The sequence below is a fragment of the Micromonospora sp. CA-249363 genome, assembly GCF_050950185.1.
Taxonomy (GTDB): domain Bacteria; phylum Actinomycetota; class Actinomycetes; order Mycobacteriales; family Micromonosporaceae; genus Micromonospora.
This window is the reverse complement of the sequence record NZ_CP192020.1, coordinates 1,576,069-1,589,386: the sequence shown is the minus strand read 5'-3', so window position 1 is coordinate 1,589,386 and position 13,318 is coordinate 1,576,069. Positions and strand designations below refer to the sequence as shown.

At 74.8% G+C, this 13,318-nt stretch carries 7 protein-coding genes; 5 read left to right on the top strand and 2 right to left on the bottom strand.

Annotation, left to right across the window (positions count from 1 at the left end; genetic code table 11):
* The first annotated feature begins 7 nt into the window (after nucleotides 1-7).
* A complete protein-coding gene (locus ACQPZK_RS07435) occupies nucleotides 8-4,870 on the top strand; it encodes an Lhr family helicase (RefSeq protein ID WP_433537571.1) in 4,863 nt (1,620 codons plus the stop codon).
* Nucleotides 4,871-5,204: 334 nt separating this feature from the next.
* On the opposite strand, the gene ACQPZK_RS07430 is transcribed toward ACQPZK_RS07435, so the two are convergent.
* A complete protein-coding gene (locus tag ACQPZK_RS07430; RefSeq protein ID WP_433537570.1) occupies nucleotides 5,205-5,813 on the bottom strand; it encodes a hypothetical protein in 609 nt (202 codons plus the stop codon).
* Nucleotides 5,814-6,193: 380 nt separating this feature from the next.
* On the opposite strand from ACQPZK_RS07430, the gene ACQPZK_RS07425 reads away from it, so the two are divergent.
* Together ACQPZK_RS07425 and ACQPZK_RS07420 are read left to right on the top strand one after the other, a co-directional pair.
* On the top strand, nucleotides 6,194-6,994 hold the full coding sequence (locus ACQPZK_RS07425) for an SAM hydrolase/SAM-dependent halogenase family protein (RefSeq protein WP_433537569.1): 801 nt from the start codon (nucleotides 6,194-6,196) through the stop codon (nucleotides 6,992-6,994).
* On the top strand, nucleotides 6,969-7,274 hold the full coding sequence (locus ACQPZK_RS07420; protein WP_433537568.1) for a CPCC family cysteine-rich protein: 306 nt from the start codon (nucleotides 6,969-6,971) through the stop codon (nucleotides 7,272-7,274). The genes ACQPZK_RS07425 and ACQPZK_RS07420 overlap by 26 nt, the downstream gene beginning before the upstream one ends.
* 27 nt (nucleotides 7,275-7,301) lie before the next feature.
* On the opposite strand, the gene ACQPZK_RS07415 is transcribed toward ACQPZK_RS07420, so the two are convergent.
* Nucleotides 7,302-8,570 (bottom strand): hypothetical protein, encoded by a 1,269-nt coding sequence (locus ACQPZK_RS07415; protein WP_433537567.1) that lies wholly within the window; start codon nucleotides 8,568-8,570, stop codon nucleotides 7,302-7,304.
* A 109-nt stretch (nucleotides 8,571-8,679) separates the two neighbouring features.
* On the opposite strand from ACQPZK_RS07415, the gene ACQPZK_RS07410 reads away from it, so the two are divergent.
* A complete protein-coding gene (locus ACQPZK_RS07410; RefSeq protein ID WP_433537566.1) occupies nucleotides 8,680-9,489 on the top strand; it encodes a DNA-formamidopyrimidine glycosylase family protein in 810 nt (269 codons plus the stop codon).
* Between the two features lie 165 nt (nucleotides 9,490-9,654).
* Nucleotides 9,655-13,308, top strand: coding sequence for a hypothetical protein (locus ACQPZK_RS07405; protein ID WP_433537565.1), 3,654 nt, complete (start codon nucleotides 9,655-9,657; stop codon nucleotides 13,306-13,308).
* Nucleotides 13,309-13,318 lie beyond the last annotated feature (10 nt).

Here is a 13,318-nt window from a genome sequence, read left to right as displayed (position 1 = left end):
TGGACCGGTGAGCGGGGCAGACGTGGGCGAGGGCGGGGTGCTGGGCGAGTTCGGCCCGGCCACCCGGGCCTGGTTCGACGCCGCCTTCGCCGCGCCCACCGCCGCCCAGACCGGCGCCTGGCGATCGGTCTCGGCCGGCCGTAACGCGCTGGTCGTGGCCCCCACCGGCTCCGGCAAGACGCTCGCCGCCTTCCTCTGGTCGCTGGACCGGCTGGCCCGCGAGCCCGCGCCCACCGAGGCACGGCAGCGGTGCCGCGTGCTCTACGTCAGCCCGCTCAAGGCCCTGGCCGTCGACGTCGAACGCAACCTCCGCGCGCCGCTGGCCGGCATCCGGCAGGCGGCGACCCGGCTCGGCGTCCCCCCACCCGACATCACCGTCGGGATGCGCACCGGTGACACGCCGGCCGACGAGCGCAGGGCCTTCGCCCGCACCCCACCCGACATCCTCATCACCACGCCCGAGTCACTGTTCCTGCTGCTCACCTCGGCCGCCCGGGATTCGCTGCGGGGCGTCCAGACGGTGATCGTCGACGAGGTCCACGCGGTGGCCGGCAGCAAGCGCGGGGCCCACCTCGCCCTCTCCCTGGAACGCCTCGACGAGCTCCTGCCCACACCGGCCCAACGGATCGGCCTCTCCGCCACCGTCCGGCCCATCGACGCCTGCGCCCGGTTCCTCGGCGGCGCCCGGCCGGTCGACGTCGTGCAGCCGCGCACGGCGAAGACCATCGAGGTCAGCGTGCAGGTGCCCGTGGAGGACATGACCCGGCTCGACGAGCAGGAGCAGCCTCCGGAGGACTCCCTCGGCGGGCCCGGGCCACGCCGTGCCTCGATCTGGCCGGCCGTCGAGGAGCGGGTCTTCTCGCTGATCGGGCAGCACCGCTCCACGATCGTCTTCACCAACTCCCGTCGCAGCGCCGAACGCCTGTGCGCGCGACTCAACGAACTGGCCGCCGAGGAGGTGGCCACCGCCGCAATCGCCTCGACGTCGGGCGAGGGCGCGATCGTCGTACCCCCGGGGTGGTCGGCGGGCGACGAGCCGGCGGCCGACGGCGACCCGGCGTCCGGCGCGCAGCGGTGGGGTGGCCCGGCCGGTCCGGCGCGCAACCGACCGCCGGCCAACGGCGGCTCGGCGCCCGGTCCCGGCAGCAGTCGCGCGCCGGCCAACGGCGGCTCGGCGCCCGGTCCCGGCAGCAGTCGCGCGCCGGCCAACGGCGGCTCGGCGCCCAGTCCCGGCAGCAGTCGCGCGCCGGCCAACGGCGGCTCGGCGCCCGGTCCCGGCAGCAGTCGCGCGCCGGCCGAGGTGATGGCCCAGTCCGGCGCGGCGGCCGGGGCCGCGCCGGTGATCGCCCGCGCCCACCACGGCAGCGTCTCGCGGGAGGAGCGCAAGCACATCGAGGAGGCGCTCAAGTCCGGCCAGCTCCCGGCGGTGGTGGCGACCTCCAGCCTGGAGCTGGGCATCGACATGGGCGCGGTCGACCTGGTGGTGCAGATCGAGGCCCCGCCGAGCGTCGCCGCCGGCCTGCAACGCGTCGGCCGGGCCGGGCACCAGGTGGGCGCGGTCTCCCGCGGAGTGGTCTTCCCGAAGCACCGGGGCGACCTGCTGTCCTGCGCGGTGGTGGCCGAGCGGATGACCGACGGCGCGATCGAGGAGCTGCACTACCCGCGCAACCCGCTGGACGTGCTGGCCCAGCAGATCGTCGCGATGGTGGCCCTGGAGCCGTGGCAGGTGGGCGATCTGGCGGTGCTGGTCCGGCGGGCCGCGCCCTTCGCCGAGCTGCCCGACTCCGCGCTGCACGCCGTACTGGACATGCTCTCCGGTCGCTACCCGTCCACCGCGTTCGCCGAGCTGCGCCCCCGGCTGGTCTGGGATCGGGCCAGCGACCAGCTCACCGGCCGCCCTGGCGCGCAGCGGTTGGCGGTGACCAGCGGCGGCACGATCCCGGACCGGGGCCTGTTCGGAGTCTTCCTGGCCGGCGCCGAGCGGGCCGCCCGGGTCGGCGAGCTGGACGAGGAGATGGTCTACGAGTCGCGCGTCGGCGACGTCTTCCTGCTCGGCTCGTCCTCGTGGCGCATCGAGGAGATCACCCCCGACCGGGTGCTGGTCTCCCCCGCGCCGGGCCAGGCCGCGCGGATGCCGTTCTGGAAGGGCGACCAGCTCGGCCGCCCGGTGGAGCTGGGCCGGGCCATCGGCGCGCGGGTCCGCGCCCTGCTGCGCCAGAGTGACGAGGCGGCGCTGACCACGCTGCGCGAGGGCGGCCTGGACGACTGGGCCGCCACCAACCTGATGGCCTACCTGCGCGACCAGCGGGAGGCCACCCGCTCCCTGCCCGACGACCGCACCGTCGTGGTCGAGCGCTTCCGTGACGAGCTGGGCGACTGGCGGCTCGCCGTGCACAGCGTCCTCGGCGCGCGGGTCAACGGGCCGTGGGCCCTCGCCGTGGGCCGCCGGCTGGCCGAGCGGTACGGGGTGGACGCCCAGGTCATGCCCTCGGACGACGGGATCGTGGTGCGCCTCCCGGACACCGCCGACGAGCCTCCCGGCGCCGACGTGGTCGTCTTCGAGCCGGACGAGATCGCCCAGCTCGTCCAGGAGTCGGTCGGCACCTCGGCGCTCTTCGCCGCGCGGTTCCGGGAGTGCGCCGCCCGGTCGCTGCTGCTGCCCCGCCGCGACCCTCGCCGCCGCCAACCGCTCTGGCAGCAGCGGCAACGCGCCGCGCAACTGCTCGACGTCGCCCGCGAGTACGCCGACTTCCCGGTCACCCTGGAAGCCGCCCGGGAGTGTCTGCAGGACGTCTTCGACCAACCGGCGCTCGCCGAACTGATGCGCGACCTGGCGGCCCGCAAGGTCCGCCTGGTCGAGGTGGAGACCAGCGCGCCGTCGCCGTTCGCCAGGTCACTGCTCTTCGGCTACGTGGGCGCGTTCCTCTACGAGGGCGACGCCCCGCTCGCCGAGCGCCGGGCCGCCGCCCTGGCCCTGGACTCCACGCTCCTCGGTGAGCTGCTGGGCCGGGTCGACCTACGCGAGCTGCTGGATCCGGAGGTGCTCGCCGAGACCGACCGGCAACTGCGCTGGCTGACCGAGCAGCGCCGACCGCGCGACGCGGAGGACGTGGTCGAGCTGCTGCGGGTACTGGGCGACCTGAACGACGTCGAGCTGACCGAGCGGGGCGTGCCGGAGGGCTGGCTGAGCGAGCTGGAGGCCGCCCGCCGGGTGCTGCGCGTACGGATCGCCGGCGAGCAGCGCTGGGTCGGCATCGAGGACGCCGCCCGGCTGCGCGACGCGCTCGGCGTGGCGCTGCCCGTCGGGGTGGCCGAGGCGTACCTCGCCCCGGTGGCCGACCCGCTGGGCGACCTGGTGGCCCGTTACGCCCGCACCCACGGCCCGTTCGCCGCCGCGACCTGTGCGGCGCGCTTCGGGCTCGGCGTGTTCGTGGTCGAGCAGGCGCTGCGCCGCCTGGCCGCCACCGGCCGCGTCGTCTCCGGCGAGTTCACGCCCGACTCGGCCGGTGCGCAGTGGTGCGACGCCGAGGTGCTGCGGATGCTGCGCCGCCGCTCGCTCGCGGCGCTGCGCCGGGAGATCGAACCGGTGCCACCCCGGGCCCTCGCCACCTTCCTGCCCCGCTGGCAGCAGGTCGGCTCGTCCGCGCGAGGGGTGGAGGCGCTGGCGGCGACCGTCGAGCAGTTGCAGGGCGCCGCCGTGCCCGCGTCCGCGCTGGAACGGTTGGTGCTGCCCGGTCGGGTCGCCGACTACTCCCCCGCCCAGCTCGACGAGCTGTGTGCCAGTGGGGAGGTGCTCTGGGCCGGCTCGGGGGCGATCTCCGGCGGCGACGGCTGGGTCACCCTGGCGTACGCGGACGCCGCGCCGCTGCTACTCCCGCCGCCCGACGAGGCGTTGACGCGTACCCCGCTGCACGACGCGGTGCTCGACGCGCTCGGCGACGGGCAGGCGCTGTTCTTCCGCGCGTTGGCCGACCGGGTCGGCGCCACCGACGACGCCGCGCTGACCGGGGTCATCTGGGACCTGGTGTGGGCCGGGCACCTCACCAACGACACGCTCGCCCCGCTGCGGGCGGTGCTCGGCGCGGGTGGGGCACACCGGTCGCGCCCGTCCGCGCCGCGCACCCGCTACCGGCGGCCCGGCCGGGTGGCGCTGCCCACCCGCAGCGGTCCACCGACCGTCGCCGGTCGCTGGTCGCGGCTCCCGGACCGGGATCTCGACCCGACCAGGCGGGCCGCCGCCCTCGCCGACGTCCTGCTCGAGCGGCACGGAGTCGTCACCCGGGGCGCGGTCATGGCCGAGCAGGTGGTCGGCGGATTCTCGGCCGTCTACCCGGTGCTGTCGGCGCTGGAGGAACGCGGCGCGGCCCGCCGGGGCTACTTCGTCGAAGGCCTCGGCGCGGCCCAGTTCGCCGTGCCCGGCGCGGTGGACCGGCTACGCGCCCTCGCAGAGCCGACCAACGGCGCGCGGGGTCGTGGCGGACCGGCCACCGTCCTCGCGGCCACCGATCCCGCCAACCCGTACGGCGCGGCGCTCCCCTGGCCGGACCGCGTCGTCGACTCCGGCGACGGGGCCACCGCCGCAACCGGCCACCGCGCCGGCCGCAAGGCCGGCGCCCTGGTGGTGCAGGTCGGCGGCGACCTCGTGCTGTACGTGGAACGCGGCGGCCGGACGCTGCTCTCCTTCACCGACGACACCGAGACGCTGGCGGCGGCCGGCAAGGCGCTCGCCGACGCCGTCCACTCCGGAGCGCTGGGCGCGATGTCGGTCGAACGGGCCGACGGTGAGGCGGTGCACTCGTCGCCACTGCGTGACGCGCTGACCGCCGCCGGCTTCCGGGCCACCCCGCGCGGCCTGCGCCTCCGCGGCTGACCCGCCCGCGGCCCACGACCGCTGCGGCTCGCTCAACCGGTCGGCGCTCCGCCTGCACGGCTGACCGCGCCCGGCCTGCCTGCGCGTCATCGGCTTCCTGAGTGAGGGCCATTCGTGGGGCAGACCCACTCGCCCCGGCATCCGCACGCGATCCGGCAGCTCTCCCTGCCGGATGACCAGCCATCACTGCTGCGGCGTTGATGCCTGAGAGTCATCGTGATGACTCACCGGCATCACAGCCACAGCAGCCATGCCCCGCCACAGCAGCCCGGCGGACACCGGGACAGCGAGACACCGGGACAGCGAGACAGCGCAGCGGGGCGACGGCGCAGCCTCAGCGGAGGCCGTTGAGAACCTTCTCGTAGCGGAGGCGGTCGGCTGCGGGCGTCTTCGCCTCGAGGTAGTTGAGCACCACGGCACCGCGCCGGTACGACTGACCACCCCACGTCTCGGCGATGTCGCCGGCGCTGGTCTCGTCGGGGAACACGTAGACGGTGACGCCGTCGGTGGCGATGATCTCGGAGCAGCCCAGCCCGAGACCGTCCGGACCACAGTCGACCGAACGGTCCTTCGGGTGCGTGACTCGCAGACCGGCGGCCTTGAACGCGTCGGTGACCTGCCGGGCGCTGGGCGCACCCGCCGGGCGCTGCGGCAGGACCACCGGCGGCGGACTGGCCGGCCGACGTTCGACCGGTCCCTGCGGTGGCGCCGGCGGCGCGTTGGACGGTGCGACGGACCGTGGTGGCGGTGGTGCGGCCGATTCGGTGCGGGAGGGGGCCGACGAGGGATTCGGCACGCTCGGCAGATCGGTGGCCTGGAGGGCCGAGGACGAGACAACGGGGGCGGCACTCGACGGTTCGGCATCGTCACCACGGCCGCAGCCGGTCATGACGGCAGCGGCGACCAGCAGGACCCCGACGGCGGGCAGGCTCCGAAGTGTCACAGGCGCAGTCTGCCCAACCATGCTGGGCGGCGCGAGGGGCCGGTCGGTCAGCGCGCTGTCCGCTATCCGCCACCCGGGTCAGCCAGGCTGCCAGGTCACCCTCGTCGATGCGGCCCGTTCCGTGCCGCCCCTCCGCAGGCGTCGTCCGCCCAAAGATCCGCACAACATCAGGGATATTGCTGCCTCCCGCGCGTCGGAAGCAGCAACAACAGGGAAGTTGCGCGGATCTTGCGTGGGCCTCCGCGACGCGGGCGGCGACGGGGCACGGCGACGCGGGCACGGCGACGCGGGCGGCGACGCGGGCCTCGGGGACGCGGGCACGGCGACGCGGGCCTCGGGGACGCGGGCGGCGACGCGGGCGCGGGCGTTAGCCTGCGGGGGTGTCCGGCACATCGTGGATTTCGTTGACCACCGACTACGGCCTCGACGACGGCTTCGTGGCCGCCTGCCACGGGGTGATCGCCCGGATCGCTCCTGCCGTCCGGGTCATCGACGTGACGCATCTGGTGCCGCCGGCGGACGTCCGGCGGGGTGCCGCCGTGCTGGCGCAGACCGTGCCGTACCTGCCGGTGGGCGTGCACGTGGCGGTGGTCGATCCGGGGGTCGGCACCGCCCGACGGGGCATCGCCCTGGCCACGCCGGGAGGGTTGTTGGTCGGCCCGGACAGCGGGCTGCTGCTCGACGCGGCCGCCGCGCTCGGCGGGGTGAGCGCCGCCGTGGAGCTGACCGAGCCGCGGTGGCTGGCGGCCCGGGTGTCCGGCACGTTCCACGGCCGGGACGTCTTCGCCCCGGTCGCGGCACGCCTGGCGCTTGGGGCGCCGCTGGCCGAGGCTGGTCCGGCGGTCGACCCGGACGGACTGGTCCGGCTACCGACGCCGGTCGTGACCCGTGACGCCGACGGCTTCACCGCCGAGGTGCTGACCGTCGACCATTTCGGCAACGTGCAACTGGCCGCGCCGGGCGAGGTGCTCGGTGCGCTCGCGGCCACCGTGCGGGTCGGACCGCCCGGGCCGACGCCGTCGCACCCGGCGGTGCGCGGACGGACGTTCGGCGACGCGCAACCTCAGGCCCTGGTGGTGTACGTCGACTCCGCCGACCTGGTGGCGGTGGCGGTCAACGGCGGGCGGGCCGTGGACGTCCTCGGCGTACGCCCCGGTGACCTCCTGCGGGTGGCCCGGTGACATTCGATTGTGGAATGCTGCCCCGGTGGGTGAACCGGTGGGTGAACACGTAGTTCCCGTGGGCTGTCCCTGTTGTGCCTCTCGGACCGGCGGCGGGACCTGCCCGGTCTGTTTCTGGACCGACGACGGTCAGAGTGACGCCGACGCGGACGCGGTGCGGGGCGGCGCCAACGGCGACCTGAGTCTGTCGCACGCCCGGCTCAACTACGCCGTCTACGGGGCGAGTCACCCGCGTTACCAGGACATGGTGCGTCCCGCCCGCCCCGACGAGCGCCCCTGACGCGGCGCCCGCCGAAGCGAGGTCGTCTCAGCAGACCGGTACGGTGCCGCCGTAGACGGTGGAGATGTACGCGTGGCTGACGTACTGGCCGGTGGCCAGGCGGTTCCACCTGGTGGTGGTGCGGTACGGGCCGGCGACCGACTGGCCGGTGACGTAGCACTGGACCGGTACGTTGGCGAACCGCGCGGCGAGGCCACGGATCCCGTACGAGGTGCTGGGCCCGGTGCGGATGTTGAGCGGGCCGTCACCCACGACGGCGCGCGGTCCGCCGCCGGTCCACAGGTACGCGACGTCCACCCAGGCGTTGGTGGCGAGTTGCAGACCGTCCCAGAAGGTGCCGTCGGCCAGGTCGATGCCGGCCGGGTTGAGCACGGTACGCCCGAACTGGTCCCGCCCACCGTTGTAGCCGGACTGGTAGGCGGCCTGCGCCTCGGGCCGGCCCTGCGGCAGGTTCTTCCAGTTCTCGCGTACGGCGGACGGGTTCCAGTAGTCGTCGCGGGTGTTCCACGGCCCGACGTCCCAGACCGGGGCGTACTCGCAGCGCGAGCCCGTGGTGGTGCAGACCCGCACGGTGTAGTCGCCGGTGTTGAGCGGCGAGAGGCCGCGGCGCGACGGTAGGGCCACGAAGTGGTCGCGCGGCTGCACGGTGCGGCCGTTGGCGGTCAGTTCGCCGACCAGTCCGATGCGGGTGGCGTACACCCGGTAGGTGAGGCCGGGCGTGGCGGCGGAGACGGCGGCGGTCGCGTCGGCGGTGAGCTGGATGCCGCGTACCGTCGCTGTGGCCCCGCCGGCCCGCGCGGTCAGCACCACCCGGGTCTGCACGCGGCTGACCGGCCGGTCGAAGGTGACGCCGGCGGCGGCGGCCCGCCACTCGGTCCAGCCGTTGATCCGCCATCCGCGCACCTGCGCCTCCGCGCTCGCGCCGGCGGGTACGTCGGCGTTGATCTCGGCGTGGACCCGGGTGGCCGGCCGGGCGAGGGTGCGTGGGGCGCTGAGGAGCATGCCCTCGGCGAGCGCGCTGTGCGGGCTGCGGGGGCTGCGTCCGGCAGCACGGGCCTCGCGCAGCCGCAGTCCGGCGGCGGTGCGGCGGACGTTGACGTCGTCCCGGTCGATGACCGACAGGTCGGCGCTCCAGCGTTCGGTGGCGGGCGCGGCGGCGGTCAGGGTGAGCGACCCGGCAGTCGCGGGGGCGGTGGTCCGGGTGGCGTTGGTGACGGGCACGACGGCTGCGATGAGGGCGAGAGCGAGGATGGCGGCGAGGGTGGCGGGTCGGATACGACAATGGTGTCGTCTCATGGGCATTCTCCTCAGAACTCCCTGACCATCGCATGTCCGGAGATCATGAGGAACCTGGCTACAAATAGCGACACATGCGAATCTTGCTCGAAAGAGGGAGGATGGCAGCGTGCCCGAAGGTGACACCGTCTGGAACACCGCCCGCGTGCTGCACCGCGCGCTGGCCGGCGCGCGGCTGACCGGCTCCGACTTCCGGGTGCCCCGGTTGGCCACCACCGACCTCACCGGCTGGACCGTCCGCGAGTCGGCCAGCCGGGGCAAGCACCTGCTGCTCCGCCTCGCCGCCCCGGACGAGGCGCCGTGGACGCTGCACTCCCACCTGCGGATGGACGGCGCCTGGCGGGCGTACGCGCCGGGGGAACGGTGGAGTGGACGGCCCGCGCACCTGATCCGGGTGGTGCTGCGCAGCCCCGGTGCGGTGGCGGTGGGCTACCACCTGCACGAGCTGGCTCTGGTGCCCACCGGGGAGGAGGACGCCCTGGTGGGCCACCTCGGGCCGGATCTGCTCGGCCCGGACTGGGACGCCGCCGAGGCGACGCGCCGCCTCGCCGCACATCCGGAGCAGACCATCGGCGAGGCCCTGCTGGACCAGCGCAACCTGGCCGGGGTGGGCAACCTCTACAAGTGTGAGGTGCTGTTCCTGCGGGGCGTGTCGCCGTGGACGCCCGTCGGCGCGGTGCCCGACCTGCCGGGTCTGGTGGCGCTCGCGCAGCGGCTGCTGGCCGCCAACCGTGGGCGTTGGACGCAGAGCACCACCGGCTCGCTGCACCGGGGGCAGACCAGCTACGTGTACGGCCGCCGCGCCCAGCCGTGCCGCCGCTGCGGCGCCGCCGTCAGCAAGGAGGAGCTGGGCGAACGAGTCACCTACTGGTGCGCGGTCTGCCAGCCGGAGCGATCGGGGACCCCGCCGCCGGGCTGACCAGGCGTTGTGGATCGAGGTCATCCCAGATACGGACGATTGGGTAATTCCTAACCGACCCCTCGACGTCGCATGCTGCGGTTGGGTGCTCACCGCCTGTCAGCAGAGTGCCGAGGGCCGCCACGCCGGGGTGGCGTTCCTCGTGCCCCGACCCCGGGGAGAGTCATGGCGATCTTCCGCAGACTCCGCTCCACCTTCTTCTACCGGACCGCCCCTGACGGCCTCGGTCGGACGGCGTCCGTCCCGACCGCGCGTACCGCCGAGGAGGCCGCGCCCACGACGAGCCTGGACCCGTCCGCCGAGCCACGCTGCTTCGGACCGGTGCCGAACGTCGCGTACAGTCCCCGCCCGACGCGTGCCCCGGACGGCCGCCTGGTGCCGGGCACCGGCCTGCGCAAGTTCGTCGACGCGCTGCCCGTACCCGGCGACGAGGCGCTGCCGGTGGCGGTGCCCGACACGATCAGCTACCCGGGCTGCGACTACTACGAGATCGGGCTCCAGGAGTACGTGCAACGCCTGCACCGGGACCTGCCGGTCACCCGGCTGCGCGGCTACCGGCAGCTCAACCTGGGCACCGACCCGTCGGGCCACAACACCGTGGCGCCACCGGATCGGCCCTGGCACCTCGGCCCGATGATCCGCGCCCGGCGGGGCCGACCGGTCCGGGTGAAGTTCATCAACCAGCTTCCCAGCGGCCGGGCCGGCGAGTTGTTCCTGCCGGTCGACGAGACGGTCGAGGGAGCCGGCCTCGGGCCGCTGGACGGCCCTGCGCCGTACCCGCAGAACCGGGCGGTGCTGCACCTGGCCGGGGCGCAGACCGGGTGGACCAGCGCGGGCAACCCGGGCCACTGGGTCACCCCGGCCGGGGAGATCACCCCGTACCCGACCGGGACCGGACTCACGCCCGTGCCGGACATGCCGGCGCCCGGCGCCGGCGCCACCACGCTCTACTTCCCCAACGAGCAGAGCGGCCGGCTGCTGTGGTTCCACGACAACACCCTCGGGCTGGCCCGGCTCACCGTCTACGGTGGGCAGCTCGCGCCGTACCTGCTCACCGACCCGGTCGAGGACGAACTCGTCGCCGAGGGGGTGCTGCCGGCCGAGCAGGTGCCCCTGGTGATCGAGGACAAGACGTTCGTGCCGGACGACACCCAACTGGCCGCCGAGGACCCGACCTGGGACCGGGAGCGCTGGGGTGCCCGGGGCAGCCTGTGGTATCCCCACGTCTACCAGCCCCGGCAGAACCCGTACCGGTCCGGCGGGCGCAACCCCACCGGCCGGTGGGACTACGGTCCCTGGTCACGCCCTCCGGCGCCGGACGGCGGTCGGAACGACAGCGGCCCCACCGTGGACGGTTGGCCGATCGCCGAACGGATCGCCGGCGAGCCACCGCTGACCGGTCCCGGGCCGGTGCCGAACCCGCACCACGACCCCGTCGGCGGTGGTGCCGAACCGCCGATGCGCCCCGGGGTGCCGCACCCGTCGGCGGTGCCCGCCGCGTACGGGGACACCCCGCTGGTCAACGGTGTCGCGTACCCGTACCTGCGGGTGCGCCCCGCGGTGTACCGCCTGCGCATCCTCAACGCCTGCCTGGACCGCAGCCTCAACCTCCAGCTCTACCGGGCCTGCTCGGACGCGCCCATGTGGGCCGACGACGGCAGCCTGGCCGAAGCGGACGCCGGTGAGGTGCCGATGGTGCCCGCCGTGCGGTCGGCGGACCGACCGGCCGGTTGGCCGAGCGACGGGCGTGACGGCGGTGTGCCCGACCCGCGGGCCGCCGGCCCGGAATTCGTCCAGATCGGCAACGAGGCCGGGCTGCTGCCCGCCCCGGTGGTGCTGCCGAACCGGCCGATCGGCTACCGCTACGACCGGCTCGACCCGACCGTGCTCAACGTCGACGGGCACACACTGCTGCTCGCCCCGGGTGAGGGGGCCGACGTGCTCGTCGACTTCTCCACCGTGGAGCCGGGCAGCACGCTGATCCTCTACAACGACGCCCCGGCGCCGCTGCCCGGCTTCGACCCCCGCTACGACCAGCACACCGACGCGCCGGACCGCACGGCCGAGGGCGGTCCGCCAACCACCGAACCGGGGTACGGCCCGAACACCCGCACCCTGGTGCAGTTCCGGGTGACCGGCACGCCCGAAGGACCGTACGACCTGGACCGGCTACGGGAGCGCCTGCCCGTGGCGTACGCGACCAGTCAGCGCCCGCCGATCGTGCCGCAGCCGGCGTACGACCCGGCGTTCGGCAGCCGGACCACGGCCGAGACGGTCGTCTCGGCGCACGCCGACACGGTGACGTTCACGCCGCTGGCGGGCACCGGCCCGGTGACCCTGCCGATCGAGGTCAAGGCCGCGCAGCAGGTCTTCGAGCCCGGTCACGGCCGACTGGCCGGGCGGCTCGGGGTGGGTCATCCGCACACCGGACCGCTCGCCCCGGCGACCCTGCCGCTCGGGCCGACCGATCCGGTGACCGAGGTGCTGTTCGCGGCCGACCCGGCGACACCGGTGGGTGCGCCGACCGACGGCACGCAGCTCTGGCGGATCAGCGGCAACGTACGGCAGACCGAGCCGCTGCGCTTCGGCGGCTGCGACGTGCAGATCGTCAACCGGGTGGGCTGGGACGGCACGCAGCGGCCCCCGCACCCGGCGGAGCTGGGCTGGAAGCAGGTCGTCCGGGTCAACCCCCGAGAGGACGTGGTGGTGGCGCTCCGCCCGGTCGCCCCGGCCCTGCCGTTCAAGCTGGGCGACAGTGTGCGGCTGCTCGACCCCGGCCGTCCGGCCGGCGCGCGGACCGGGTCGACGCCGGTCAGCCCGACCGACGGGCGACCCGCCGTGGTGGTCAACCAGATGGTCAACCTGGGTTGGGAGTACCGCTGGCACAGTCAGCTCGCCGGCCACCGCGACCTGGGCATGAGCCGGCCGCTGGTGCTGCGGGTGACGCCGCGGGCGCCCACCGGGCTGACCGCGACGCCGGTGCCCGGCTCGGCCACCGCCCTGCCGGCGATCGCGCTGGCCTGGACCGGCAACGGCGGACGCCCGCCCGCGACGAGCCACCTGCTGCAACGGGCCACCGACGGGTCGTTCGGCGGCGACGTCACCACGATCACCGTCGCGGCGACGGCGACCCGCTACACCGACGCGACGGTCACCCCCGGCGTCACCTACCACTACCGGATCCGGGCGGAGAACGAGGTGAGCTATTCGTCCTGGTCGAACAGCGTCCCCGCCTCGGTGCACCTCGCCGCGCCGGGGGGCCTGATCGCGGCGATCCCACCCGCCGCGCCGCTGCGGGTGGCGTTGCGCTGGACGAACCGGTCCTTCGCCACCGGCATCGATGTCCAGCGAGCCACCAACCCGACCTTCACCAGCGGGCCGGGTACCACCGCGATCGGGGTCGGCGACAACCACCTGGACACCACGGCGGCACCGGACACCACGTACTACTACCGGGTCCGCACCACCTACCTGGGCGCCGCCTCGGCGTGGTCGACGGTGGCCGCGGCGAGCACCCCGCCCGCGCCGAGCACCCCCGCTGAGGTGAACGCCACCGCGAGCGCGCCGGGCTTGGATACCGCCACGGTGGTGCTGGTCTGGACGACGCACACCCCGGTCGGCCCGGGAGCCGGCTTCATCGTGCAGCGGGCGCTGGACCCGGCGTTCGGCCACGAGGTGGCGACCTTCACGGTGACCGGTCGCGGCTTCACCAACACGGGCCTGGCCCGGGGCGTGACCTACCACTACCGGATCCGGTCGTTCAACGTCGTGGGCAGCTCGCCGTACACCGGTCCCATCCCGGTCACGACGCCACCGTGACGGGCGCGCG

Coding starts and splice junctions, on each gene's coding strand:
- ACQPZK_RS07415 (WP_433537567.1), bottom strand. CDS start 8,570: ATGAGACGACACCATTGTCGTATCCGACCCGCCACCCTCGCCGCCATC.
- ACQPZK_RS07405 (WP_433537565.1), top strand. CDS start 9,655: ATGGCGATCTTCCGCAGACTCCGCTCCACCTTCTTCTACCGGACCGCC.